The sequence below is a fragment of the Burkholderia gladioli genome (assembly GCF_000959725.1).
In the GTDB taxonomy this organism is placed as follows: Bacteria; Pseudomonadota; Gammaproteobacteria; order Burkholderiales; family Burkholderiaceae; genus Burkholderia; species Burkholderia gladioli.
Genome location: NZ_CP009323.1, coordinates 2,026,497 through 2,050,720, shown reverse-complemented (window position 1 = coordinate 2,050,720; position 24,224 = coordinate 2,026,497). Strand labels below are relative to the sequence as shown.

21 protein-coding genes are annotated in these 24,224 nt (G+C 67.4%); 2 read left to right on the top strand and 19 right to left on the bottom strand.

Going from position 1 to position 24,224, the window contains the following annotated elements:
- Nucleotides 1–136 precede the first annotated feature (136 nt).
- The gene (locus tag BM43_RS26195; RefSeq protein ID WP_013696558.1) at nt 137–619 is read left to right on the top strand and encodes a DciA family protein; all 483 of its coding nucleotides are present in this window, start codon (nt 137–139) and stop codon (nt 617–619) included.
- Between the two features lie 78 nt (nt 620–697).
- Here the strand turns inward: BM43_RS26195 and lpxC are convergent, their stop codons facing one another.
- The 18 genes from lpxC to coq7 form a co-directional block, all read right to left on the bottom strand.
- Nucleotides 698–1,615, bottom strand: a complete 918-nt coding sequence (gene lpxC, locus BM43_RS26190; protein WP_025096851.1) for a UDP-3-O-acyl-N-acetylglucosamine deacetylase — start codon at nt 1,613–1,615, stop codon at nt 698–700.
- Nucleotides 1,616–1,866: 251 nt separating this feature from the next.
- Nucleotides 1,867–2,373 carry a peroxiredoxin gene (locus BM43_RS26185; RefSeq protein WP_036048352.1) on the bottom strand — a complete coding sequence of 169 codons (507 nt, stop codon included), beginning with the start codon at nt 2,371–2,373 and terminating at the stop codon, nt 1,867–1,869.
- A 183-nt stretch (nt 2,374–2,556) separates the two neighbouring features.
- On the bottom strand, nt 2,557–3,750 hold the full coding sequence (gene ftsZ, locus BM43_RS26180) for a cell division protein FtsZ (RefSeq protein ID WP_013696555.1): 1,194 nt from the start codon (nt 3,748–3,750) through the stop codon (nt 2,557–2,559).
- Nucleotides 3,751–3,853: 103 nt separating this feature from the next.
- The gene (gene ftsA, locus BM43_RS26175; protein WP_013696554.1) at nt 3,854–5,086 is read right to left on the bottom strand and encodes a cell division protein FtsA; all 1,233 of its coding nucleotides are present in this window, start codon (nt 5,084–5,086) and stop codon (nt 3,854–3,856) included.
- Between the two features lie 25 nt (nt 5,087–5,111).
- Nucleotides 5,112–5,864: a cell division protein FtsQ/DivIB gene (locus BM43_RS26170; protein ID WP_017918570.1), complete on the bottom strand. Its 753-nt coding sequence runs from the start codon at nt 5,862–5,864 to the stop codon at nt 5,112–5,114.
- 19 nt (nt 5,865–5,883) lie between these two features.
- Nucleotides 5,884–6,825, bottom strand: coding sequence for a D-alanine--D-alanine ligase (locus BM43_RS26165; protein WP_036048354.1), 942 nt, complete (start codon nt 6,823–6,825; stop codon nt 5,884–5,886).
- Between the two features lies 1 nt (nt 6,826).
- Nucleotides 6,827–8,224, bottom strand: coding sequence for a UDP-N-acetylmuramate--L-alanine ligase (gene murC / locus BM43_RS26160; protein WP_036048356.1), 1,398 nt, complete (start codon nt 8,222–8,224; stop codon nt 6,827–6,829).
- Nucleotides 8,221–9,324, bottom strand: a complete 1,104-nt coding sequence (gene murG, locus BM43_RS26155; protein WP_013696550.1) for an undecaprenyldiphospho-muramoylpentapeptide beta-N-acetylglucosaminyltransferase — start codon at nt 9,322–9,324, stop codon at nt 8,221–8,223. The genes murC and murG overlap by 4 nt, the downstream gene beginning before the upstream one ends.
- Nucleotides 9,321–10,607, bottom strand: a complete 1,287-nt coding sequence (gene ftsW, locus BM43_RS26150; protein WP_013696549.1) for a putative lipid II flippase FtsW — start codon at nt 10,605–10,607, stop codon at nt 9,321–9,323. Before ftsW ends, murG begins: the two co-directional genes overlap by 4 nt.
- Nucleotides 10,604–12,115 (bottom strand): UDP-N-acetylmuramoyl-L-alanine--D-glutamate ligase, encoded by a 1,512-nt coding sequence (gene murD, locus BM43_RS26145; protein WP_036048358.1) that lies wholly within the window; start codon nt 12,113–12,115, stop codon nt 10,604–10,606. Before murD ends, ftsW begins: the two co-directional genes overlap by 4 nt.
- A 25-nt stretch (nt 12,116–12,140) precedes the next feature.
- Nucleotides 12,141–13,310 (bottom strand): phospho-N-acetylmuramoyl-pentapeptide-transferase, encoded by a 1,170-nt coding sequence (gene mraY / locus BM43_RS26140; protein WP_013696547.1) that lies wholly within the window; start codon nt 13,308–13,310, stop codon nt 12,141–12,143.
- Between the two features lie 15 nt (nt 13,311–13,325).
- Nucleotides 13,326–14,732: a UDP-N-acetylmuramoyl-tripeptide--D-alanyl-D-alanine ligase gene (locus tag BM43_RS26135; RefSeq protein WP_036048360.1), complete on the bottom strand. Its 1,407-nt coding sequence runs from the start codon at nt 14,730–14,732 to the stop codon at nt 13,326–13,328.
- The gene (locus BM43_RS26130) at nt 14,729–16,273 is read right to left on the bottom strand and encodes a UDP-N-acetylmuramoyl-L-alanyl-D-glutamate--2,6-diaminopimelate ligase (protein WP_036048362.1); all 1,545 of its coding nucleotides are present in this window, start codon (nt 16,271–16,273) and stop codon (nt 14,729–14,731) included. Before BM43_RS26130 ends, BM43_RS26135 begins: the two co-directional genes overlap by 4 nt.
- Nucleotides 16,270–18,138, bottom strand: a complete 1,869-nt coding sequence (locus BM43_RS26125; RefSeq protein WP_036048364.1) for a peptidoglycan D,D-transpeptidase FtsI family protein — start codon at nt 18,136–18,138, stop codon at nt 16,270–16,272. The genes BM43_RS26130 and BM43_RS26125 overlap by 4 nt, the downstream gene beginning before the upstream one ends.
- Nucleotides 18,135–18,470 carry a cell division protein FtsL gene (ftsL, locus tag BM43_RS26120; protein ID WP_013696543.1) on the bottom strand — a complete coding sequence of 112 codons (336 nt, stop codon included), beginning with the start codon at nt 18,468–18,470 and terminating at the stop codon, nt 18,135–18,137. The genes BM43_RS26125 and ftsL overlap by 4 nt, the downstream gene beginning before the upstream one ends.
- Complete coding sequence (gene rsmH / locus BM43_RS26115; protein WP_036048366.1) at nt 18,467–19,408, bottom strand: 16S rRNA (cytosine(1402)-N(4))-methyltransferase RsmH; 942 nt, start codon at nt 19,406–19,408, stop codon at nt 18,467–18,469. Before rsmH ends, ftsL begins: the two co-directional genes overlap by 4 nt.
- Nucleotides 19,409–19,431: 23 nt before the next feature.
- The gene (mraZ, locus tag BM43_RS26110) at nt 19,432–19,860 is read right to left on the bottom strand and encodes a division/cell wall cluster transcriptional repressor MraZ (RefSeq protein WP_013696541.1); all 429 of its coding nucleotides are present in this window, start codon (nt 19,858–19,860) and stop codon (nt 19,432–19,434) included.
- Between the two features lie 376 nt (nt 19,861–20,236).
- Entirely contained in the window at nt 20,237–20,863 is a 627-nt protein-coding gene (gene coq7 / locus BM43_RS26105) for a 2-polyprenyl-3-methyl-6-methoxy-1,4-benzoquinone monooxygenase (protein ID WP_025096863.1), read from the bottom strand.
- 280 nt (nt 20,864–21,143) lie between these two features.
- Here coq7 and BM43_RS26100 point away from each other — a divergent pair, with 280 nt between their 5' ends.
- Nucleotides 21,144–22,322: a porin gene (locus BM43_RS26100; RefSeq protein ID WP_036048368.1), complete on the top strand. Its 1,179-nt coding sequence runs from the start codon at nt 21,144–21,146 to the stop codon at nt 22,320–22,322.
- A gap of 154 nt (nt 22,323–22,476) precedes the next feature.
- Here BM43_RS26100 and BM43_RS26095 read toward each other — a convergent pair whose 3' ends face one another.
- Nucleotides 22,477–24,150 (bottom strand): long-chain fatty acid--CoA ligase, encoded by a 1,674-nt coding sequence (locus tag BM43_RS26095; protein ID WP_036048370.1) that lies wholly within the window; start codon nt 24,148–24,150, stop codon nt 22,477–22,479.
- Between the last annotated feature and the right edge of the window lie 74 nt (nt 24,151–24,224).

Genomic DNA, 24,224 nt, shown 5'->3' with positions numbered 1-24,224 from the left:
GCGCCGCGAGGACACGGCGAGGGGCGACTGCAGGACCGCCGCGGGACCTGCCGCAAAACGATCCGGCCCCGTGGAAACGGCCGCCGGCCGCCGTTGCGCGCGGTACAATCCGGCCATTGCTCCCGCCTGCCCGCCCATGAACCGCTCCTCCAGGTACGCCCATCCGTCAGGCTTCGCGCGGCCGCAGGTCGCCGCCGACGTGCTCAAGCGCACCGACGCGTTCGCCGCGCTGCGCGCCGGCGTCGAGCAGGTCGCCTCGCTGCAGCGCGACCTGCGCGCGCTGCTGCCCGAGTACCTGGCCAATCACGTCGATCCCGGCTCGATCAAGGACGGGGTGCTGACCCTGTTCGCGGGCCACAACGCGCTGGCCGCGCGGTTGCGGCAGGTCGCGCCGCGCCTGGTGGCCGACCTGCAGGCACGTGGCTGGCACGTGGCGACGCTGAAGGTCCGGGTGCGCCCGCAGGATGCTCCCGAGCCGGTGCGGATCAAGCAGGCGCGCATGACGCCGGCCGGTGCCGATGCGCTGCGCGAACTGGCCGACAGCCTGCCGTCCTCGCCGCTGCAAAGCGCGCTGGCGCGGATGGCCGCGCGCCACGCCAAGACGAAACCGACGCGCTGAAATCGCCGCCCTGCCGGCCCGAAACGCAAAAAAGGCAGCCGAAAGGCTGCCTTTCTCATTAGAACCCGCCGAAACCGCTCAGGCGAAGGCCGTCTGCGCCTCGAAACCAAAACCGCGCGGCGCGGCCTTCAGGTCATCGAACGTCACGATCTCGTAGGCGTCCTCGTGCGCGAGCAATTCACGCAGCAGCGCGTTGTTCAGCCCGTGACCCGACTTGTAGGCCGTATACGAGGCCAGCAGCGGATGGCCGATCACGTAGAGATCGCCGATCGCGTCGAGCATCTTGTGCTTCACGAACTCGTCGTCATAGCGCAGGCCGTCGTTGTTGAGGATGCGGTACTCGTCGAGCACGATCGCGTTGTCCATGCTGCCGCCGCGCGCGAGACCGAGCTCGCGCAGCATCTCGACCTCGTGCGCGAAGCCGAAGGTGCGGGCCCGGGCGATCTCGCGAACATACGAGGTGGTACCGAAATCGACCTCGAGCTCCTGGCCGGTCTTGTCGACGGCCGGATGGCGGAAGTCGATGGTGAACTTGAGCTTGAAGCCGAAGTAGGGATCGAGTCGCGCGAACTTGTCGCCGTCGCGGATCTCCACCCGGCGCTTGACCTGGATGAAGCGCTTCGGCGCGTTCTGCTCCTCGATGCCGGCCGACTGGATCAGGAACACGAAGGACGCGGCGCTGCCGTCCATGATCGGGATTTCCTCGGCGGTCACGTCGACGTAGAGATTGTCGATGCCGAGGCCGGCGCAGGCCGACATCAGGTGCTCGATGGTCGAGACGCGCGCGCCGTCCTTCTGCAGCACCGAGGCCAGGCGCGTGTCGCCAATCGCCAGCGGCTTGGCCGGGATCTCGACCGGCGTGGCCAAATCGACGCGCGTGAAAACAATCCCCGTGCCCGCTGCGGCCGGACGGAGCGTCAGTTCGACCTTGCGGCCCGAGTGGACGCCAATGCCGACGGTCTTCACGATCGATTTGATGGTTCGCTGCTTCAACATGGTGTTGTGCTTCTTGATTGAAGTTATCAATCAGGACTTTTATTCGATAGACGAGAGTATAGCGCAAAACGACAGGCCGGGTTGCGCCGAATGTCGTATCAACTGTTTCTGCACGTTACCCCTGCAAGGCACGCACAGGTCAAGAAAGACGGGCCGGCGCCCGGAACGGAGGCGTTCCCGGACGACGGCCCGTGTTGCGGCACCCTTTTATGCGACGCGTTGCCGCGACGCAACGTGCGGCGCGAAGCGCATCAGCGCTTCACGGCCGCCAGGATGCTTGCCGCGTCGCTGACTTCGAACTTGCCCGGTGCCTCGACGGCCAGCGTCTTGACCACGCCGTCGTCGACCACCATCGCGTAGCGCTGGGAACGGATTCCCATGCCGCGCGCGGACAGATCCTGCGTAAGCCCCAGTGCATGAGTGAAGGCTGCGCTGCTGTCCGCGATCATGCGCACCTTGCCCGCGGTGTGCTGATCCCGTCCCCAAGCGCCCATCACGAATGCGTCGTTGACGGACACGCACCAGATCTCGTCGATGCCGGCCGCGCGGAACGCGTCGAACTGCTCGACATAACCCGGTACATGCTTCGCCGAACAGGTCGGCGTGAACGCGCCCGGCAATCCGAAGATCACCACGCGCTTGCCCGCCGTCTGTTCACGCACGTCGAGCGCATTCGGCCCGAGCGTGCAGCCCTCGCGCGCTTCGTCGACGAATTCGAAGACTTGTGCGTCGGGCAGCGTGTCGCCTGCTTGAATCATGACTGGTCCTTCATTGCGATGCGGTTGCGGGTGACGTAACCGACAGGGACGACAAGGCCCATCCCGCCTCGCGGATGCGAAGAGGGCAGCTGGCCCGGCCCGGCGTCGACAGCGACGCGGCCTGTTGCGGTTGCGTTCAACCCGTCAGGTCGGCTGGCCGCGCGAGCGGCCGGCCTGCCCCTGTCAGTCGGCCTGCTTGCGCAGGAAGGCCGGGATGTCGTACGTGTCGACGCCCTTTTCCTGCAGCGCCTGCACGTGCGACGCCGCCGTCTCGCGCGAATTGCGCCAGACCGCCGGCGTGTCGAGCGCGCCGTAGTCCGACGTATTCACGTGCGCCGGCGCGTAGCTGTGGCCGACCGCGCCAACCGGCTGGTTGTCGGTGCCGGTGCGCAGCAGCGTCATCGGCGTGGTCTGCTGCTTCTTCGCGGCACGGCCCAGGCCGGTGGCGACCACCGTCACGCGCAGCGCATCGCCCATCGCGTCGTCGTAGACCGCGCCGAAGATCACGGTCGCGTCTTCCGCGGCGTAGCTCTTGATGGTGTTCATCACTTCGCGCGTTTCCGACAGACGCAGCGAACGGCTCGAGGTGATGTTGACCAGCACGCCACGCGCGCCCGACAGGTCCACGCCTTCCAGCAGCGGGCTCGCGACCGCCTGCTCGGCGGCCAGGCGCGCGCGATCGACGCCCGCGACCGTCGCGGTGCCCATCATCGCCTTGCCCTGCTCGCCCATCACCGTCTTCACGTCCTCGAAGTCGACGTTGACCAGGCCGTCGACATTGATGATCTCGGCGATACCGGCCACGGCGTTGTTGAGCACGTCGTCGGCGCACTGGAAGCACTTGTCCATCTCGGCGTCGTCGCCCATCACGTCGAACAGCTTGTCGTTGAGCACCACGATCAGCGAATCGACGTGATCCTCGAGCTGCTGCGCGCCGGCCTCGGCCACGCGCATGCGCTTGCCGCCCTCGAACTCGAACGGCTTGCTGACGACACCCACCGTCAGGATGCCCATTTCCTTGGCGATCTGCGCCACCACCGGCGCGGCGCCCGTGCCGGTGCCGCCGCCCATGCCGGCGGTGATGAACACCATGTGCGCGCCGCGCAGCGAATCGGCGATACGCTCACGCGCCTCTTCCGCCGCCGCACGACCCATGTCCGGCTTCGCGCCAGCGCCCAGGCCGGTGTTGCCGAGCTGGATCACGTTCGGTGCACGCGAGCGCGAGAGCGCCTGCGCGTCGGTGTTCATGACGACGAAATCGACGCCCTGGACACCACGGTTGATCATGTGCGCCACGGCGTTGCCGCCCGCGCCGCCGACCCCGATCACCTTGATGATGGTGCCGTTGGTCTCGGTTTCCAGCATTTCGAATTCCATTGTTGCCTCCGTCAAGAAAGATAAAGCTGCTCGGCCGTTATCCGGCAGGAGATCGGGCAACCTCCTGTCCGCGCGCCGGCCGCCGGCACCGGCGCTAAAACCCTTAGAAATTGCTCAGGAACCAGTCCTTCATGCGCGTGAAGATCTGCCCCGCGGAACCGGATTGCACGGCGACCTTGCGCCCGCGCATCCGCTGCGCGCTGCCTTCCACCAGCAGCCCCATCGCCGTCGAGTAGCGCGGATTGCGCACCACGTCGGCCAGGCCGCCCGCGTATTCCGGCGCGCCGATGCGCACCGGTTTGAGGAAGATGTCCTCGCCGAGTTCGACCATGCCCGGCATCATCGCAGCACCGCCGGTCAGCACGACACCGGAACTCAGTAACTCTTCGTAACCCGACTCGCGCACCACCTGCTGCACCAGCGAGAACAGCTCCTCGACGCGCGGCTCGATAACGGCCGCCAGCGCCTGGCGCGACAGCGTGCGCGGGCCGCGCTCGCCGAGCCCCGGCACCTCGACCATCTCGTCCGGGTCGGCCAGCGCCTGCTTGGCGATGCCGTGGCTGACCTTGATGTCCTCCGCGTCCGGCGTCGGCGTGCGCAGCGCCATCGCGATGTCGCTGGTGATCTGGTCGCCGGCGATCGGGATCACCGCGGTATGGCGGATCGCGCCTTCGGCGAAGATCGCGATGTCGGTGGTGCCGCCGCCGATGTCGACCAGCACCACGCCGAGATCCTTCTCGTCCTCGGTCAGCACCGCCAGCGACGAGGCCAGCGGCTGCAGGATCAGGTCGTTCACTTCCAGCCCGCAGCGGCGCACGCACTTGACGATGTTCTGCGCGGCACTGACCGCGCCCGTCACGATGTGCACCTTCACCTCGAGGCGGATCCCGCTCATGCCGATCGGCTCGCGCACGTCCTCCTGGCCGTCGATGATGAATTCCTGGGTCAGGATGTGCAGCACCTGCTGGTCGGTCGGGATGTTGATCGCCTTGGCGGTCTCGATCACGCGCGCCACGTCGGTCTGGGTGACCTCCTTCTCCTTGATCGCCACCATCCCGCTCGAGTTGAAGCTGCGGATGTGGCTGCCGGCGATCCCCGTGAACACGTTCGTGATCTTGCAGTCGGCCATCAGCTCGGCTTCCTCGAGCGCGCGCTGGATCGACTGCACGGTGGCCTCGATGTTCACCACCACGCCTTTCTTGAGACCTTTCGACTCGCTCTGGCCAAGCCCGATCACCTCGTAGTGGCCCTCGCCTTTCAGCTCCGCCACGACGGCCACGACCTTCGACGTGCCAATGTCGAGGGCAACCAGCAGATCCTTGTAGTCTTTGCTCATAAGTGCTCTTGCGTGTGATGTCTTGTTACTTTTTGGCCTTGTCGGCGTCGCTCAGGAAGCGCATGTTCGCCGCCCGGATCGCAAAACCGTTCGGATAACGCAGGTCCGCGTACTCGATGTCCTTGCCCCAGCGTTGCGTCACGGCCGGCCACGCGGCGACCAGCCGTTGCGCGCGATCCGGCAGCGTGTCGCCATTGCGCTCGCGCCCGAATTCGATCTCCATGCCGTTGGCCAGCTTCACCGTCCAGGCGTAGCGCGAGGACAGGCTCACCTCCTCGGGCGCCGAGTCGAGCGGCGCGAGCCACTTCGTGAAATCGCGATAGCGCTGCACCACCTCCCTCGCGCTGCCGTCCGGTCCGTCGAAGGCCGGCAGTTCCTCGTCGAGCTCGCCCTGGTTGGCCGTGAACAGCTCGCCGTCGGTGCTGACCAGCTGGTCGCTGCCCCAGGTACCCAGCGGCTTGTACTCCTCCAGCGTGACAGCCAGCGCGTTCGGCCAGACGCGCCGCACGCTGGCGTGGCGCACCCAGGGCATCTGCTCGAACGCGACGCGCGCGGTGTCGAGATCGACCGTGAAGAAATTGCCCTTCAGCCGGCCGACCACGCCGGCGCGCACAGTCGGCGCATTGATGTGCTCGGTGTCGCCGTCGATCAGGATCGTCCGCAGCGCGAACGCCGGGCGCTGGATCAGCCAGTAGCAGCCCGCCGCCGCGCAACCGAGCAGCAGCAGCGCGTAGAGCGCGCTGGCCGCGAGGTTGAGTTGGCGAACGTTGTTCCACATGGTTGCGTCCCGTGTTCCGTCAGTCTTCGAGCGTCATGGCCAACACCTTCACCACCAGCTCCGAGTAGCTGATGCCGACCGCGCGCGCAGCCTTGGGCGGCAGCGAGTGGTCGGTCATGCCCGGCGCGGTGTTGACTTCCAGGAAATACGGGTTGCCCGCGGCGTCGAGCATGAAGTCGGCGCGGCCCCAGTCGGTGCAGCCCAGCACGTCGAAGGCGCGGCGCGCCAGGCGCTTGACTTCGGCTTCGCGGCCGGCCTCGATGCCGCAAGGAATCAGGTACTGCGTGTCGTCGGCGATGTACTTCGCGTGGTAGTCGTAGAACTCGCCGGCCGGCACGATGCGGATCACCGGCAGGTCCAGGTCGCCGGCGATGCAGGCCGTGTACTCGCCGCCGCCCTCGATGCTCTTCTCGACCAGCACGATCTTGTCGTGCCGCGCGGCCTCGTCGAGCGCGGCAGGCAGCGCCGCCGCGTCCTTGACCTTGATCACCGCCACGCTCGAGCCCTCGCTGGCCGGCTTCACGAACAGCGGCAGACCCAGCTTCGCGACGATTTCCGGCGCGCGCGCGGCGTGGTCGTCGCCGCGCAGCACCACCTCGAACGGCGGCGTGGGGATGCCGGTCTGCTGCCAGACCAGCTTGGTGCGGAACTTGTCGAGGCCGAGCGCCGAGCCGAGCACGCCGGTGCCGGTGTAGCGGATGCCGTAGAAGTCGAGGGCGCCCTGGATCTGGCCGTTCTCGCCGTAGCCGCCGTGCAGCGCGTTGAAGGCGCGCACGTAGCCTTCGTCCTTGAGCGCGGCCAACGGCCGCTCGGACGGATCGAACGGATGCGCGTCGATGCCGGCCTCGCGCAGCCCCTGCACGACCAGCGTGCCCGATTTCAGCGATACCTCGCGCTCGGCGGACACGCCGCCCAACAGTACCGCCACCTTGCCGAAACGTTTCGGATCGATCCCGCTCATGTCATCCCTTCTGTTGCTGTTGCTGCGCGATCCGGCCCGGCACCGCGCCGATCGACCCCGCGCCCATCGTGATCACCACATCGCCCGCGCGCACCACCTGGGCGAGCGCGGCCGGGACCTCGTCGACGCCGACCACGAAGCTCGGATCGACCCGGCCGATCTCGCGCAGCGCGCGCGACAGGGCCTCGCCGCTGGCGGTCGGGATCGCCGCCTCGCCGGCCGCGTAGACCTCGGTCAGCACCAGCGCGTCGACGGTCGACAGCACGTTGACGAAATCCTCGAAGCAGTCGCGCGTGCGCGTATAGCGATGCGGCTGGAACGCCAGCACCAGCCGGCGGCCCGGGAACGCCCCGCGCGCCGCGGCGATGGTGGCCGCCATCTCGACCGGGTGATGGCCGTAGTCGTCGATCAGCGTGTAGCTGCCGCCGTCGGCCGCGGCGAGTTCGCCGTAGCGCTGGAAGCGCCGGCCCACGCCGTTGAAATCGGCCAGCGCCTGCTGGATCGCCGCGTCCGCCACGCCGAGATCGGTGGCGATCGCGATCGCCGCCAGCGCGTTCTGCACGTTGTGCAGCCCCGGCAGGTTCAGCACCACCGGCAGCGGCGCGTGGCCGTCGCGGATCACCGTGAAGTGCATGCGGCCGTCGCGCGCATCGACCTGCTCGGCCCGCACCTCGGCGTCGGGCGACAGGCCGTAGCGCACCACCGGCTTGGAAATGAAGGGAATGATCTGGCGCACGTTCGGATCGTCGACGCAGACCACCGCGCTGCCGTAGAACGGCAGCCGTTGGGTGAACTCGATGAAGGCCTGCTTCAGGCGCGCGAAATCGTGCCCGTAGGTATCCATATGGTCTTCATCGATGTTGGTGATCACCTCGATGACGGGATACAGGTTCAGGAACGAGGCATCCGACTCGTCCGCCTCGGCCACGATGAAGTCGCCCGAGCCGAGCCGGGCGTTGGCGCCGGCGCTGATCAGGCGGCCGCCGATCACGAAGGTCGGGTCCAGGCCGCCCGCGGCCAGCACGCTGGCCACCAGGCTGGTGGTGGTGGTCTTGCCGTGGGTGCCGGCGATCGCGATGCCCTGCTTCAGGCGCATCAGCTCGGCCAGCATCACCGCGCGCGGCACGATCGGCACGCGCAGCCGGCGCGCGGCCAGCACCTCGGGATTGTCCGAGCGCACCGCGGTGGACACCACCACGGCGTTCGCCCCCTCGATATTGGCCGCGTCGTGGCCGATCGCCACGCGCGCGCCGAGCGCCTCCAGCCGCTCGGTCACGGCATTGCGCGACAGGTCGGAGCCGCTGACCTGGTAGCCGAGATTGACCAACACCTCGGCGATACCGCTCATGCCGGCGCCGCCGATGCCGACGAAATGGATGTGTTTGACGATGTGTTTCATGACTTCGATTCCAGGTTCGCGCCCGCGGCCTGCGCGCACGCGCGCGCGACCACATCGGTGGCATCGGGCTTCGCGAGCGAGCGCGAACGTTCGGCCATCTGCGCGAGCGAGTCGCGCGTCTGGCCGCGCAGCCAGTCGGCGAGCAGCTCGGCCGACAGGTCGCGTTGTTGTACGAGGACCGCCGCGCCCTGGTCGGCCAGGAAGGCGGCGTTGGTGGTCTGGTGATCGTCGACCGCGTGCGGGAACGGCACGAACAGGGCGGCTACGCCCACCGCGGCGATCTCCGAGACCGTCATCGCGCCGGAGCGGCAGATCACCAGGTCGGCGTTCGCATAGGCCGCGGCCATGTCGTCGATGAAGGGCAGCAGCTCGACGTCCTGGCCGGCCGCGAGCCCCGCCGCGTCGTAGTTCGCGCGCAGCGCGTCAATATGCTTGGCGCCGGCCTGATGCACCACCCGCGGACGGCTTTCGGGCGAGAGCAGCGCCAGCGCGCGCGGTACCACTTCGTTGAGCGCGGCCGCGCCCAGGCTGCCGCCCACCACCAGCAGGCGCAGCGAACCGCTGCGCGCGGCGTAGCGCGCGGCCGGCGGCGCGCAATGCGCGAGCTCGTCGCGAATCGGGTTGCCTGTCCACTCGGCCTTCGGCAAGGCGCCGGGGAAGGCCACCAGCACGCGCCGGGCCAGCTTGGCCAGCACCTTGTTGGCCAGGCCGCCGACCGAATTCTGCTCGTGCAGCACCAGCGGGCGGCCGGTGAGCGCCGTCATCACGCCAGCCGGGAAGGTGATGTAGCCGCCCATGCCGAGCACCACGTCGGGCTGCACGCGGCGCAACGCGCCGAGGCTCTGCGCGCAGGCGCGCAGCAGGTTGAAGGGCAGCGTCAGCTTGGTCTTCAGGCCCTTGCCGCGCAGCCCGCCGAAGCGCACCGGCTCCATCGGGATGCCGTGCTTGGGCACCAGGCTCGCTTCCATGCCGGCTGGATTGCCGAGCCACACCACGCGCCAGCCCTGCGCTTCCATCCGATGGGCGACGGCCAGCCCCGGGAACACATGGCCCCCGGTGCCGCCCGCCATCACCATCAGCGTGCGCGGTTTGGCGCTCATATCTTGCCTCCGCGCATCAGCACCCGGTTCTCGTAGTCGACGCGCAGCAGCACCGCCAGCGAGATGCAGTTGAGCAGGATGCCCGAGCCGCCGTAGCTGACCAGCGGCAGCGTAAGGCCCTTGGTCGGCAGCAGGCCGAGGTTCACGCCCATGTTGATGAAGGCTTGCGCGCCGAACCAGATGCCGACGCCCTTGGCCATCAGCCCCGCGAAGGTACGGTCGAGCGCGAGCGCCTGGCGGCCGATCTCGAAGGCCCGGCGCACGATCCAGTAGAACAGCAGGATCACCACCAGCACGCCGACGAAGCCGAGCTCCTCGCCGATCACGGCGAGGATGAAGTCGGTATGCGCCTCGGGCAGGTAGTTGAGCTTCTCGACGCTACCGCCCAGGCCGACGCCGAACCACTCGCCGCGACCGAAGGCGATCAGCGAGTGGGTGAGCTGGTAGGCCTTGCCCTGCGCGTAGCGCTCGTCCCAGGGATCGAGATAGGCGAAGATCCGCTCGCGCCGCCAGGGCGAGAGCCAGACCAGCATCGTGAAGGTGCCGACCGCGGTGGCCACCAGGCCGCCGAACAGCTTGCCGTTCACGCCGCCGAGGAACAGCACGCCCATCGCGATCGCGGCCACCACCATGAAGGCGCCCATGTCGGGTTCTAGCAGCAGCAGCATGCCGACCAGGCCGACCGCGGCCGCCATCGGCATGAAGCCCTTGGCGAAGCTCTGCATGTACTCCTGCTTGCGCACCGTGTAGTTGGCCGCGTAGATCGTCACCGCGAGCTTCATGATCTCGGACGGCTGCATGTTGGTGATGCCCAGCGGAATCCAGCGGCGCGCGCCGTTCACGCCCTTGCCGACGTGCGGCACCAGCACGATCGCCAGGGCCACCAGCGCCAGCAGGAACAGGTGCGGCGCGTACTTGTCCCAGGTCGCGATCGGCACCCGGAACGCGAACACGGCCGCCACGAAGGCGACCGTCAGCGACACGATATGGCGCAGCAGGAAGGCGTAGTCGTGATAGGCGGCGTACTTCGGCGAATCGGGCATCGCGATCGACGCCGAATAGACCATCACCACGCCGAGCCCGAGCAGGGCGATCGCCACCCACATCAGCGAGTAGTCGAAATCGAGCATGCGCGAGCGCGTCGGGCGCACCCCACCGAGCCCGGCGGCCAGGCCGCTGGCGGCCGAGGCGGCGCGACCGGTGGCGGCGCGGGCGACGGAGGCGGCGCCGCCGGCCTCGCGCTGGCCGATGAAACGGGAGACGAAACGGTCGGACCAGCTCATAGCGTCGTACCTCGATCGAGTGCGATGTCTTCGAGTGCGCTGCGGAACACGGCGGCGCGATGCGCGTAGCCGGTGAACATGTCGAAGCTCGCGCAGGCCGGCGACAGCAGCACCACGTCGCCGGGCTCGGCCATCACGCTGGCGGCCTGCACGGCCGCCTCGAGCGTGGCGTGCTCGACCAGCGGCACGCCGGTCTCGGCGAGCGCCTCGCGAATCAGCGGCGCGTCGCGGCCGATCAGCATCACGGCGCGGCACCAGCGCGCCACGGGCGCCGCGAGCGGCGCGAACGCCTGGCCCTTGCCGTCGCCGCCGGCGATCAGCACGGTGCGTTGCGCCAAGCCGTCGAGCGCGGCGACCGTCGCGCCGACATTGGTGCCCTTGCTGTCGTCGACGTAGTCGACCCCGTCGAGCGAGGCGATCAGCTCGACGCGATGGGCTTCGCCGCGGTACTCGCGCAGGCCGTGCAGCAGCGCGGCGGGCGGCAGCTCGATCGCGCGCGCCAGCGCGAACGCGGCCAGCGCGTTCGCGGCGTTGTGCAGGCCGCGGATGCGCAGCGCGTCGGCCGGCATCAGCCGCTTGGAAACCAGGTTCGGCGCGGCGGCGGCTTCGGCCTTGCGGCGACGCGGCGAGACCGGTTCGTCGTTGCCGTCGCGATCAACCGCTTCCACCAGCCAGTTGATGCCGTTATCGCGCGCGAGGCCGTAATCGCCCTCGCGGCTCGGCTCGTCCAGCCCGAAGGTGACGACACGCGGCGCGTCGGCGGCGGCCGCCGGCGGCACGAACTTCATGACTTCAGCGTCGCCGCGATTGAGCACGCGTACCGTGCGCGGCCCGAAGATGCGGCCCTTGGCGGCCGCATAGGCTTCGAAGCCGCCATGCCAGTCGAGGTGATCCTGCGTGATGTTGAGCACGGCGGCCGCGTCGGGCGCGAAGCTTTCCGCGCTGTCCAGCTGGAAGCTCGACAGCTCGAGCACCCACACGTCCGGCAGCGCGGCCGCGTCGATCGCGGCCGACAGCTTGTCGAGCATGGCCGGGCTGATATTGCCCGCCACCGCCACCGAGCGCCCGGCGCGTTCGCAGAGCAGCCCGGTCAGGCTGGTGGTGGTGGTCTTGCCATTGGTGCCCGTGATCGCCAGCACCTTGGGCGCGTAACCGTTCGCGGCCAGCGCCGCCAGCGCGCGCGCGAAGAATTCGAGTTCGCCCCACACCGGGATGCCGCGTTCGCGCGCGGCCGCCAGCAGCGCGGCCAGCGCGGGCTCCTGCGGCGACAGGCCCGGGCTCAGGGCGACCAGTTCGATGCCACCGTCGAGCAGGGCGGGCGAGAACGAACCGCCGACGAATTCCGCCTCGGCGACGGCCTCGCGCAGCGCGGCAAGATTCGGCGGCGCCTCGCGCGTATCCGCAATCCGCAGCGGACAGGCGTGCCTCGCGCACCAACGCGCGATCGCGAGACCCGATTCACCGAGCCCCAGCACCAGCACCATCGGCCGTTGCCGATCTCCAAACATCTCGCCAGACATCCTTGCTATCCCTTTACCGCAGCTTGAGGGTGGACAAACCGAACAGACAGAGCATCAGGGTGATGATCCAGAAACGCACCACCACCTGCGTTTCCTTCCAGCCGGACAATTCGAAATGGTGATGCAGCGGCGCCATCTTGAAGATGCGGCGCCCTTCGCCGTAGCGGCGCTTGGTGTACTTGAACCAGGTGACCTGCAGCATCACGGAGAGCGTTTCGGCGACGAAGATCCCGCCCATGATGAACAGCACGATTTCCTGGCGCACGATCACCGCCACCGTGCCGAGCGCGCCGCCCAGCGCCAGCGCGCCGACGTCGCCCATGAACACCTGCGCGGGGTGCGTGTTGTACCAGAGGAAGGCGAGGCCCGCGCCGCCCATCGCCGAGCAGAAGATCAGCAACTCGCCGGCGCCGGGGATGTGCGGGAACAGCAGATATTTCGAATAGACCGAGCTGCCCATCACGTAGGCGAAGATGCCCAGCGAGGAACCCACCAGCACCACCGGCATGATCACCAGGCCGTCGAGGCCGTCGGTGAGGTTGACGGCATTGCTCGCGCCGACGATCACCAGGTAGGTCAGCGCGATGAAGCCCCACACGCCGAGCGGATAGCTGATCGACTTGAGGAAGGGCAGCATCAGGTCGGCGCGCGCCGGCAGGCCCATCGACAGGCCGCTGCGCACCCAGGCCATGAACAGGTCGAACACGCGCACGTTGCTGGCTTCCGAGACGCTGAAGGCGAGGTAGACCGCCGCGAACAGCCCGATCAGCGATTGCCAGAAATACTTCTCCTTCGACGACATGCCGCGCGGGTCCTTGTGGACCACCTTGCGGTAGTCGTCGACCCAGCCGACCACGCCGAAGCCGAAGGTGACCAGCATCACGATCCAGATGAAACGGTTGGTCAGGTCGCCCCACAGCAGGGTCGCGACCGCGATGCCGATCAGGATCAGCACGCCGCCCATGGTCGGCGTGCCCGATTTCACCAGGTGCGTCTGCGGGCCGTCCTTGCGCACGGCCTGGCCGACCTTCATTTCGGTAAGCTTGCGGATCACCCAGGGGCCACAGACCAGGCCGATGCCCAGCGCGGTGATGGTGGCCATCACCGCACGGAACGTCAGGTATGTGAACAAGCGCAAAAAGCTTGCGTCACCTTGCAGCCATTGCGCCAGCGCCAGCAACATTGCTTACTTTCCTTCTCAGTGTGCGCCGGGCGTCACGCCCGTCGCGGGTTGGTTCGTCAGCGCGTCGACCACGCGCTCCATGCGCGTATAGCGCGAGCCCTTCACCAGCACCGTCGCCGCCGCGCCGAAGCCGGCCGCGTCGAGGGCCGCGAGCAGCGCGCCGACATCGTCGAAATGCCGGGCCGTGTCGCCATAGGCCGCGCAGGCGTCGCGCGTGGCATCGCCCGTCGCATACAGCGCGTCGATGCCGCGTTCGCGCGCGTAGGCGCCGATCTCGCGATGGAAGGCCGGCCCTTCGTCGCCGACCTCGCCCATCTCGCCGATCACCAGCACGCGCGGCGAGGCCTGCTGGGCCAGCACGTCGATCGCGGCCCGCATCGAATCGGGGTTCGCGTTGTAGGTGTCGTCGATCAGCATCGCGCCCGCCAGCGAGCCGACGGCCGCGCGCTTGACCTGCAGGCGCCCCTTCACCGGCTCGAAGGCTTCCAGGCCGGCGCGGATCGCCTCGAGCGCGACGCCGGAGGCGAGCGCCGCGGCGGTGGCCGCCAACGCGTTGCGGGCGTTGTGCGCGCCGAGCGCCTGCAGGCGCACCTCGACGCGCCCAACCGGCGTCTCGATCGCCAGCACGCCGCCCGACATGGTTCCGGTCACGGCGGCAGCCGTGCTTCGGTCCGCGTCGTTCAGCGCGAAATCGAGGATCGCGTTGCCGGTCGCCGCGACGCGCCAGATGCCCGCGTACTTGTCGTCGGCCGGAAACACCGCGACGCCGTCCGGCGCCAGCGCGTGGATCACCGACGCGTGTTCCAGCGCGACCGCCTCGACGGTCGCCATGAATTCCTGGTGCTCGCGCTGCGCGTTGTTCACCAAGGCGACCGTCGGCGCGGCGATCTTCGCGAGCGTCTGCGTCTCGCCGGGATGGTTCATCCCCAGTTCGATCACGGCGAGCCGGTGCGCAGCGCTCAGGCGCAACAGCGTCAGCGGCAGGCCGATGTCGTTGTTGAAGTTGCCGGCCGTCGACAGGCGAGCGTCGATGCCGACCGCGGCCGCGAAGATCGAGGCGATCATCTCCTTGACCGTGGTCTTGCCGTTGCTGCCGGTCACCGCCACCAGCGGGATCGCGAAACGCTGGCGCCAGCCGTGCGCCAGCGCGCCCAGCCCCAGGCGCGTATCGGCCACCTGCAGTTGCGGCAGCGAGGCCTGCGCGCCTTCGCGCGACACCAGCGCCGCGTTCGCGCCGCGCGCGGCCACGTCGGCCAGGAAGTCGTGCGCGTCGAAACGCTCGCCCTTGAGCGCGACGAACAGGTCGCCCTCGCCCACGCTGCGGCTGTCGGTGGACACGCGCGAGAACGAGACGTTCCCGTCGCCCGTCACGATGGCGCCCGGAATCAGCGCGGCGGCCTGCTGGAGTGTCAGCATCGTCATTCGCCGCCTCCATGCGCCTGCGTCGCGCGTGCGGCCAATGCCAGCCGCGCGTGATCCTGATCCGAGAACTCCCGCTTCTTGCCCATGATTTCCTGTGTTGCCTCGTGTCCCTTGCCGGCCAGCAGCACCACGTCCTCGCGCGCGGCGCCTCGCACCGCCTGCAGGATCGCGCTGGCGCGGTCCTCGATGCGCAGCGCGGCGGCGGGCGTCTTCATGCCGGCCACGATCTGCTCGAGGATCGCCAGCGGCGGCTCGCTGCGCGGGTTGTCGCTGGTCACCACCACGCGATCGGCGAGCCGCTCGGCGATGCCGCCCATCAGCGGACGCTTGGTCGCGTCGCGATCGCCGCCGCAGCCGAACATGCAGACCAGCGCGCCGCCGCGTGCCTCGGCGATCGGCCGCAAGGCCTCGAGCGTCTTCTCCAGCGCATCCGGCGTGTGGGCGTAATCGACCACCACCAGCGGTTCGTCGTTGGCGACCCGGCCGCCGAGCCGCTGCATGCGGCCATTGACCGACTCGAGCCTGCGCAGTTCGGTCAGCGCAGCCTCGAACGGCACGTCGGCGACCAGCAGCGTGCCGAGCACGGCCAGCAGGTTACTGACATTGAACAGGCCGAGCGTGCCGACCTCGACCTCGGCCGAACCCCATGAGGATTCGAGCCGGAACGCCGTGCCCGTCGCGGTCGCGCGCACCTCGTGCGCGATCAGTTGGCGATCGGCCTCGGGCGCATCGGCGCGCTCGTCGATGCCGTAGGCGACGGTGCGCACGCGCCCCGCCAGCGTGGCGAGCAGGCGGGCGCCTGCCGCGTCGTCGCGATTGACCACGGCATGGCGCAGCCCGCGCCAGGCGAACAGCTTCGCCTTGGCGGCTTCGTAGGCCTCGAAGGTCCGGTGGTAGTCGAGATGATCCTGGGTCAGGTTGGTGAACACGGCGACGTCGAAGGCGGTGCCGTTGACGCGGCCCTGCTGCAGCGCGTGCGAGGACACCTCCATGGCCACCGCCTTGGCGCCCTCGTCGCGCAGTTGCGCGAGGCTGCGCTGCAATTGCGGCGCATCGGGCGTGGTGAAGCCGGTCGCGACCAGGCGTCCCGGCATGCCGCTGCCGAGCGTGCCGATCACCGCGCAGGGGGTGCGCAACGCGCTCAGCGCGGTGGCGATCCATTGCGTGCAGGAGGTCTTGCCGTTGGTGCCCGTCACACCGACCGCGAACATCGCGTCGCTCGGGTCGCCGTACCAGCCGCTGGCGATCTCGCCGGCCAACGCGCCGAGATCCGGCACCGCGTGCGTGACGGTGGGGTCGAGAGCGTCGATCGCGAAACCGTCGGGCTGCACCAGCACGGCCGCCGCGCCGCGCGCCAGCGCACCGGCGATATGCGAGCGGTTGTCGACACCGTCCACGGCATAGGCCAGGAACACGTCGCCCGCCTGCACGGCGCGCGAATCGGAATACAGGTTCGCGCCGGGCTGTGCATGCGCGCGCAGCCACGCGAGCGCGGCTGCGATGGTGGAGTGCGCCGGATGGGAACTGCGGACGGCGCTCATCGAACGACTCCTGGGCGATTGTGTGCCGAACTCGACACGCTGAGATGGCTCGCGGGCAGCGCGGCCAGCTTCTGCGCGCCGGCGGATTTCGGTGCGCCGGGCGCCGGCGCCGTGTCGTCGGACACCACCAGCTGCTTGACCGGCATGTTGGGCGGCACGTTCAGCGCGCGCAGCGTATCGCCGACGATCGCCGAGAACACGGGCCCCGAAACCTGGCCGCCGAAGTGGCTGCCCGCGGTCGGTTCGTCGACCGACACGGCGACCACGATGCGCGGATTCGGCATCGGCGCCATGCCCACGAAGGAGGCGCGGTACTTCTTGTGGTCGTAACCGCGGCCGACCTGCTTGTAGGCCGTGCCGCTCTTGCCGCCGACGCGATAGCCCGGCACCGCCGCGTCGGGCGAGGTGCCGTTCTTGGTGACCACGCTCTCCAGCATCTCGCGCACTTCGCGCGCGGTGGTCGGCGAAAACACCTGCGGGCCTTGCGGCGGCTGGGTCTCGCTGGCCTTGAAGATCGACAGCGGCATCAGTTCGCCGTCGTGCGCGATCGCCGTGTAGGCATGCGCGAGCTGGAACAGCGAGACCGACAGGCCATAACCGTAGGACATGGTGGCCTGCTCGATGCGGCGCCAGCTCTTCCAGGGCCGCAGGCGGCCCGCCGCCGCGCCGGGAAAACCGACCTTCGGCGCCTGGCCGAGACCGATGCTGGTATACATATTCCACATTTCCTCGGGCCGCATCGTCATGGCGATCTTGGTCGCGCCGATGTTGCTCGATTTCTGGATCACGCCGCCCACCGTCAGCACGCCGAAACCGGCATCGTCCGAGATCGGCGCGCCGTCCAGCACGAAATGGCCGTTGCCGGTGTCGACCAGCGTGGTCGGCGAGACGCGATGCAAGTCCAGCGCGAGCGACACCGTGAACGGCTTCATGATCGAGCCGGGCTCGAACACGTCGGTCAGCACGCGGTTGCGCAACTGCTCGCCGGTCAGGTGGGAACGGTCGTTAGGGTTGTAGGTCGGGTAGTTGACCAGCGACAGCACCTCGCCGGTGCGCACGTCGACCACGACCGCCGCGCCGGCCTTGGCGTGGAACTTGTCGACGGCGGCCTTCAGGTTCGCGTAGGTGATGTACTGGATCTTGCTGTCGATCGAGAGGTCGACGTCGGTACCGTTGTGCGGCGGCATCTGCTCGTCGACATCCTCGACGATATGCCCGACGCGGTCCTTGATCACGTGGCGGCTGCCCGGGATGCCGGCCAGCATCTTCTGGTCGGCCAGCTCGACGCCTTCCTGCCCCTCGTCCTCGACGTTGGTGAAGCCGATCAGGTGAGCCGTGATCTCCCCTTCCGGGTAGAAACGCTTGTATTCGTTGCGGGCGTAGATGCCGGGGATATCGAGCGCGGCGACCTTGTCGGCCACCTCGATCGGCACCTGCCGCTTCACGTAGACGAAGCTCTTGTCCTCGGACAGCTTGCGGCGCAGCTCGGTCGAGCTCATGTCGAGCAACTGGCCGAGCTGGGTAAGCTTGTCGGCGCCGAGATCGTCCGGCACCGATTCGGGAATCGCCCAGATGGCGCGCACCGGCAGGCTGGTGGCCAGCACCAGTCCGTTGCGGTCGAGGATCTTGCCGCGCGTGGCCGGCAATTCGAGCGTGCGCTGATAACGGCTCTCGCCCTGCTTCTGGTAGAAGGCGTTGCCGGGGCCCTGGATCCAGAAGGCGCGCGCGGCCAGGGCCACGAAGGCCATGAACAGCATGAAGACCACCAGCTTCGAGCGCCACATCGGCAGGTGCACCGACAGCACCGGGCTCGACGCGAACTTGACGCTCGATTTCGCGCTCGACTTCGACTGGCGCTGTTTCATCGTCCGCTCCCCGGGCCGCCGGCCGCGGCCGAACTCGGCAGCGGCGCGTCGACGGCCTTCGCGGCGCCGGTGGGCAGCGTCAGGTACTGGGTGCGGCCGGTCACGATCGGCTGCATCTTGAGCGAATCGTTGGCGAGCTGTTCGATACGCGACGTCTTGGACAACGCGCTCTGCTGATACTGCAACTGCGCGTAGTCCTGCTGGAGCTGGTGCTCCTGCGATTGCGCGCGCTGCAACTGGAAGAAGATCTGGCGCTGCTGGTTGGTCGAGTTGACGACCGACAAGGCGCAGCCCATCACGATGATCAGCAGGAAGATGTTGAGGCGGTTCATGGCGCGACGCGCTCCGCGATGCGCATCACGGCCGACCGAGCGCGCGGATTGGCGGCGACTTCGGCCTCGCCCGGGAACTTGCGCCCGAGCAGCTTCAGGGGCGGCGAAGGGAGGTCGACGGCACGGATCGGCAGGCGGCGGTCGACCGCCGGCGCACTCGCGTGCGCCTGCATGAAACGTTTGACGATCCGATCCTCGAGCGAATGAAAGCTGATCACGACCAGCCGCCCCCCTTGCTCCAACGACGACAACGCGGACTCTAGAACGACCTGCAGGTCCGCAAGCTCTTGATTGACGTGAATCCGTATAGCCTGAAAGGTGCGGGTTGCCGGATCCTTGCCTTTCTCACGTGTCTTGACGGCGTGACCCACGATTTGGGCAAGCTCGCCCGTGCTGTCGAGGGGCCCGAGACGATCGGATTCTGCCCGGCGAGCAACAAGCGCCTTTGCAATCTGAAAAGCAAACCGTTCTTCCCCATAATCTCGTATCACCTCCGTCAGTTCCTGCAGCGACGCGCGGGCCAGCCAGTCGGCCGCCGATTCGCCACGTGTCGTGTCCATCCGCATGTCGAGCGGGCCGTTCGCGCGGAAACTGAAACCGCGCTCGGGATCGTCGATCTGCGGCGAGGACACGCCCAGATCCAGCAACACGCCCGTCACGCGACCCACGCCACGTTCGGCCAGCGCGCCGCCGAGCGACGCAAAACTGTCATGCACGATCGAGAAGCGCGTATCGCCGATTCGGCTGGCCGTCTCGATCGCCAGCGGATCCTTGTCGAAAGCGATCAGCCGGCCGCCTTCCGCCAGCCGGTCGAGCACCAGGCGGCTATGGCCGCCGCGACCGAAGGTGCCATCGACATAGATGCCGTCGGGCCGCGTCACGAGCGCGTCCACCGCCTCGTCGAGCAGCACCGTGCGGTGCTGGAATTCGTTTCCCATCGCGGGCGTCTCCGTCACCGCAATCAGAACGTGAAGTTCTTCAGCGCATCGGGCATGCCCTGCGCCATCGCCGCCTGCTCCTTCGCGGTGTAGGTCTGCGAATCCCACAGCTCGAAGTGACTACCCATTCCCAACAACATGACTTCCTTTTCCAGCCCGGCTGCCATGCGCAGCTCGGGCGATACGAGAATCCGGCCCGCGCTGTCGAGATCGACATCCGACGCGTTGCCGAGAAAAATGCGGCGCCACCAGTGCGCGTCCATCGGCAGCGCGGCGATCTTGGCGCGGAATACCTCCCATTCGGGGCGCGGAAACAGCAACAGGCAGCCGTCCGGGTGCTTGGTCACAGTCACCCGTCCTTCTGCCTGTCCTTGCAGCGCTTCGCGATAGCGAGACGGCACCGACATCCGTCCTTTCGCATCGAGCGTCAGCGCCGACGCCCCTTGGAACACTTTCCGCTCTCCCGATCGGGGTGCCTCGGCACCCGCCCAATTGGCTCAGAATCTACCCGGAACCGCTCTCTGGATCACACAAAAATACACTTTCTCACACTGTCTCCCACTTTAGAGGAAGGGTCAGGGACGGTCAAGGGAGGCTGACGATTTTTTGACGAATTTTGTTAGTTAGAACAAGGACTTACGTGCAAGTCCTCAAGCCGACCCTCAAACCAAAACTCGTTATAAATTAATGAGCTAGTGCAACTTGTGAATGTGATACGTGAAAAGTCGCGCGCAAGGCGGTGTGAGGGCGGGGGTTCGGCGGGCGGGAAAGTCCGGATTCTCGGGGTGGGACGGTGGACGCGGCAGTCGCCGCGCCCCACCGCGGATGCTACAGATAGTAGGCAGTCCTCGTCATGACTTTCGAGGCGGCCTGCATCAACCAGCGAGCCGGCATCGGCAGCTCGGCGCCGCCCGCATCGGCGGCGGTGCGGCCGTGTTTGGCCTCGTCGTCACGCATCTGCTCGACGATCGCGCGCGAGGCGGCATCGCCGCTCGGCAGCTCGGACAGATGGCTGTCAAGGTGCCGCTCGACCTGGCGCTCCGTCTCGGCCATGAAGCCCAGGCTTGCCCTGTCGCCGAGCCGCCCGGCCACCAGGCCGATCGCGAGCGCCCCGCCGTACCAGAGCGGGTTTAGCAGGCTCGGCCGCGAGTCCAGCGAGCGCAGCCGCTGCATGGTCCAGGCGAGGTGATCCTCCTCCTCGCGCGCCGATTCCTCGAACAGCGCCTTCAGCGACGGCGACGAGGTCGACAGCTTCTGCGCCTGGTACAGCGCCTGCGCGCAGACCTCGCCGACATGGTTGACACGCATCAGCCCGGCCGCGTGCTTGCGCGCCTCGGCATCCAGTTCCGGCGACGTGTCGTCGGCCGGCACCGGCAAGGGACGCGTCATGCGACTCACGCCCGCGATCGCTCGCAGGCCCCGGTCGAATTCATTGATCAGTTCATCGAACAGCATTCGCTACCTCCGGTCAGCCGCCCCGCGGCAGGCGTTTCGTCAGTTGTTTGTTGCAATAACTGAACCGATTCTGCCGCGAACATTGCGGTAAACCCCCGATTTTAACCATTGTTGCCAAAAGGAAACATGAGCCGGCTCACGCCGGGGCTTTTGCTTTTTCGTGAAAAAGCCTTGCGCTACAGTACGACCGGCTACTCAGAAGTACGGCGGGGCACCCGATCAATGAAAACCATACGCCCCGCCAGATAAAAATCATTCTGTAATCCTTGGAGATCGTTGAATGAAAAAGTCGCTTCTCGCGCTCGTCGCGCTGAGTGCGTTTGCTGGCGCGGCCCACGCGCAGAGCAGCGTCACGCTGTACGGCATCATCGATGCCGGCATTCTCTTCAACAACAATGCGAATGGCGCCCGGCAGTGGCAACAGTCGAGCGGCGTGCTGCAAGGCAGCCGCTGGGGCCTGAAAGGCGCCGAGGATCTCGGCGGCGGGCTCAAGGCCATCTTCGTGCTCGAAAACGGCTTCAGCATCTCGAATGGCTCGCTTGGCCAGGGTGGCGCGATGTTCGGTCGCCAAGCCTACGTCGGCCTGTCGAGCGATTCGCTGGGCAAGGTCACGCTGGGTCGCCAATACGACTCGGTGGTCGACTACACCGGCGCGCTCGCCACCGGCAGCCAGTGGGCGGGTTATATCGGCGCGCATCCGGGCGACCTCGACAACATGAACAACGCCAACCGCGTCAACAACGCGGTCAAGTACACCAGTCCGGTGTATGGCGGCTTCCAGTTCGGCGGCCTGTACAGCCTGGGCGGCGTGGCCGGCCAGCCGGGCCGCAACCAGATCTTCTCGGTCGGTGCCGGCTACAACAACGGCCCGCTCGCCCTGGGCGTCGGTTACGTGAACGCGCGCAACCCGAACTACTCGTTCTTCGGCAACAACCCGAACGCGAACACGGCCACCTCGACCTCGGGCCTGAACATGACGAGCCCGGTCTACCGCGGCTACGCCTCGGCCAACACGCTCGAGATCGTCGCTGCGGCCGGCGCCTATTCGATCGGCGCGGCAACGCTCGGTGTCACCTACAGCTACACGCGCTTCGACGCGGTCGGCTCGACCGGCGGCACGGGCCTGAACCCGCTGAACCTGCGCGGCGACGCCGTGTTCAACAACGTCGAAGCGAACTTCAAGTACCAGTTGACTCCGGCGCTGCTGGCCGGTATCGCCTACGACTACACGCGCGGCTCGAAGGTCAACGGCCAGTCGGCGGCGCAGTATCACCAGGTGAACCTGGGCGTCGACTACTTCCTGTCCAAGCGCACCGATCTGTATGCGATCGGCGTCTATCAACACGCGCTCGGCTACGATTCGACCGGCAACCGTGCGGTCGCGTCGATCAACAACATCACGGCCTCGGCCACGCCGAACCAGGTGGCCGCCCAGGTCGGCATCCGTCACAAGTTCTGACGAACAAGCGTGGAATAACGATATGTAGCAGCCTCGAAGGCGCCCCGCGGGGCGCCTTTTTTCTTGGCCACTTTCGGCGCGCACGAGCGACTAGCATCCAAACGAAAACGGGCGCCGCTCATGCGACGCCCGTCGAGGTGGAAGCCCGCCCGGATCAGATCTTGCCGTCGCGCAGTTCGCGGCGCAGGATCTTGCCGACGTTGGTCTTCGGCAATTCAGTGCGGAATTCGATGAAGCGCGGCCGCTTGTAGCCCGTCAATCGTTCCTTGCAGTAGGCAATGATGTCCTGGTCGGTCAGTGCCGGATCCTTCTTCACCACGAACAGCTTCACGGCCTCGCCCGAATGCTCGTCGGGCACGCCCACCGCGGCGACCTCGAACACGCCCGGATGCGAGGCCACCACGTCCTCCACCTCGTTCGGATAGACGTTGAAGCCCGAGACCAGGATCATGTCCTTCTTGCGATCGACGATCTTCACGTAGCCGCGCTCGTCCATCACGCCGATATCGCCGGACTTGAAGAAGCCGTCGGCCATCATGACCTTGGCGGTTTCGTCGGGGCGATTCCAGTAACCCGCCATCACCTGCGGGCCGCGGATGCAGATCTCGCCGGGCTGGCCGAGCGGGACTTCCTTGCCGTCGTCGTCGCGAATCGAGATTTCGGTCGACGACACCGGCAGGCCGATGGTGCCGGTGTACTCGGTCGCGGTCACCGGATTGCAGCTGACCACGGGAGAGGTTTCGGACAGGCCGTAACCCTCGACAATCGGCGTGCCGGTCTTCTCGTACCAGCGCTTCGCGACGCTTTCCTGGATCGCCATGCCGCCGCCATTCGCGACCGCCAGCTTCGAGAAGTCGAGCTGGCCGAAATCGGGATGATTCAGCATCGCGTTGTAGAGCGTGTTGACGGCCGGGAAGGTCGACACCGAGTAGCGCTTGAGCTCCTTGAACATGCCGCCGATGTCGCGCGGATTGGGGATCAGCAGCGCGGTACCGCCGGTGCGCATGGTCAGGAAGCCGCAGACGGTCAGCGCGAACACGTGATAGAGCGGCAAGGCGGCGACCGTGATGTACTGCGACAGGCCCGGCACCTTGGTATAGGCCGGCGCATGCCACTCCTCCGACTGCAGCACGTTGGCGACGATGTTCCGCTGCAACAGCGTCGCGCCTTTCGCGACCCCGGTCGTGCCACCCGTGTACTGGAGGAAGGCGACGTCGTCCGGGCCGAGCTTCGGCGCCGCGAATGTCTGGCGCGCGCCCTCGGCCAACGCGGCATTGAAGCGCGTGAAGGACTTCAGTTGCCAGGCCGGCACCATCTTCTTCACCTTGCGCACGACGTAGTTGACGATCAAGCCCTTGAAGCCGAGCAGATCGCCCATCGCCGCCACGACAACATGCTTGACCGCCGTCTTGTCGATCACCGCCTGGAGGGTGGCCGCGAAGTTCTCGAGGATCACGATCGCTTCAGCGCCGCTGTCCGTCAGCTGATGCTCGAGCTCGCGAGGCGTGTAGAGCGGATTGACGTTGACCACCGTATAACCGGCGCGCAGCACGGCAGCAATCGCGACGGGATACTGGAGCACGTTCGGCATCATGATCGCGATGCGCGCGCCGCGCGCGAGGCCGCGCGACTGGAACCAAGCGCCGAGCTTGCGCGACATCGCATCGAGTTCGCCATAGCTCAACGACTTGCCCATGCAGATGAAAGCGGCCCGGTCGCGATACGAACGGAAACTCTCATCGAGCAGGTCGGGTACGGTCGGATAACGCGATGGATCGATTTCGGCCGGAACGCCGGGTGGGTACGATTTCAGCCAAATCTTGTCCATGCAACACGTCTCCTCACTGATTTTCGAATGGTCGTGCTAAAAACGCATCCTAGCCGCTCGGCTGCTTCGAAACA

Bases quoted from the DNA above. Each gene is read 5' to 3' on its own strand.
- BM43_RS26130 (WP_036048362.1), bottom strand. From the start codon at position 16,273: ATGAGCGCCGTCCGCAGTTCCCATCCGGCGCACTCCACCATCGCAGCC.
- mraY (WP_013696547.1), bottom strand. From the start codon at position 13,310: ATGTTGCTGGCGCTGGCGCAATGGCTGCAAGGTGACGCAAGCTTTTTG.
- coq7 (WP_025096863.1), bottom strand. From the start codon at position 20,863: ATGCTGTTCGATGAACTGATCAATGAATTCGACCGGGGCCTGCGAGCG.
- ftsZ (WP_013696555.1), bottom strand. From the start codon at position 3,750: ATGGAATTCGAAATGCTGGAAACCGAGACCAACGGCACCATCATCAAG.
- BM43_RS26165 (WP_036048354.1), bottom strand. From the start codon at position 6,825: ATGAGCGGGATCGATCCGAAACGTTTCGGCAAGGTGGCGGTACTGTTG.
- murD (WP_036048358.1), bottom strand. From the start codon at position 12,115: ATGTTTGGAGATCGGCAACGGCCGATGGTGCTGGTGCTGGGGCTCGGT.
- rsmH (WP_036048366.1), bottom strand. From the start codon at position 19,408: ATGGGAAACGAATTCCAGCACCGCACGGTGCTGCTCGACGAGGCGGTG.
- BM43_RS26095 (WP_036048370.1), bottom strand. From the start codon at position 24,150: ATGGACAAGATTTGGCTGAAATCGTACCCACCCGGCGTTCCGGCCGAA.
- lpxC (WP_025096851.1), bottom strand. From the start codon at position 1,615: ATGTTGAAGCAGCGAACCATCAAATCGATCGTGAAGACCGTCGGCATT.
- BM43_RS26100 (WP_036048368.1), top strand. From the start codon at position 21,144: ATGAAAAAGTCGCTTCTCGCGCTCGTCGCGCTGAGTGCGTTTGCTGGC.
- BM43_RS26135 (WP_036048360.1), bottom strand. From the start codon at position 14,732: ATGACGATGCTGACACTCCAGCAGGCCGCCGCGCTGATTCCGGGCGCC.
- murC (WP_036048356.1), bottom strand. From the start codon at position 8,224: ATGAAACACATCGTCAAACACATCCATTTCGTCGGCATCGGCGGCGCC.
- BM43_RS26185 (WP_036048352.1), bottom strand. From the start codon at position 2,373: ATGATTCAAGCAGGCGACACGCTGCCCGACGCACAAGTCTTCGAATTC.
- murG (WP_013696550.1), bottom strand. From the start codon at position 9,324: ATGAGCGCCAAACCGCGCACGCTGATGGTGATGGCGGGCGGCACCGGG.
- BM43_RS26170 (WP_017918570.1), bottom strand. From the start codon at position 5,864: ATGTGGAACAACGTTCGCCAACTCAACCTCGCGGCCAGCGCGCTCTAC.
- ftsL (WP_013696543.1), bottom strand. From the start codon at position 18,470: ATGAACCGCCTCAACATCTTCCTGCTGATCATCGTGATGGGCTGCGCC.
- ftsW (WP_013696549.1), bottom strand. From the start codon at position 10,607: ATGAGCTGGTCCGACCGTTTCGTCTCCCGTTTCATCGGCCAGCGCGAG.
- ftsA (WP_013696554.1), bottom strand. From the start codon at position 5,086: ATGAGCAAAGACTACAAGGATCTGCTGGTTGCCCTCGACATTGGCACG.
- BM43_RS26125 (WP_036048364.1), bottom strand. From the start codon at position 18,138: ATGAAACAGCGCCAGTCGAAGTCGAGCGCGAAATCGAGCGTCAAGTTC.
- BM43_RS26195 (WP_013696558.1), top strand. From the start codon at position 137: ATGAACCGCTCCTCCAGGTACGCCCATCCGTCAGGCTTCGCGCGGCCG.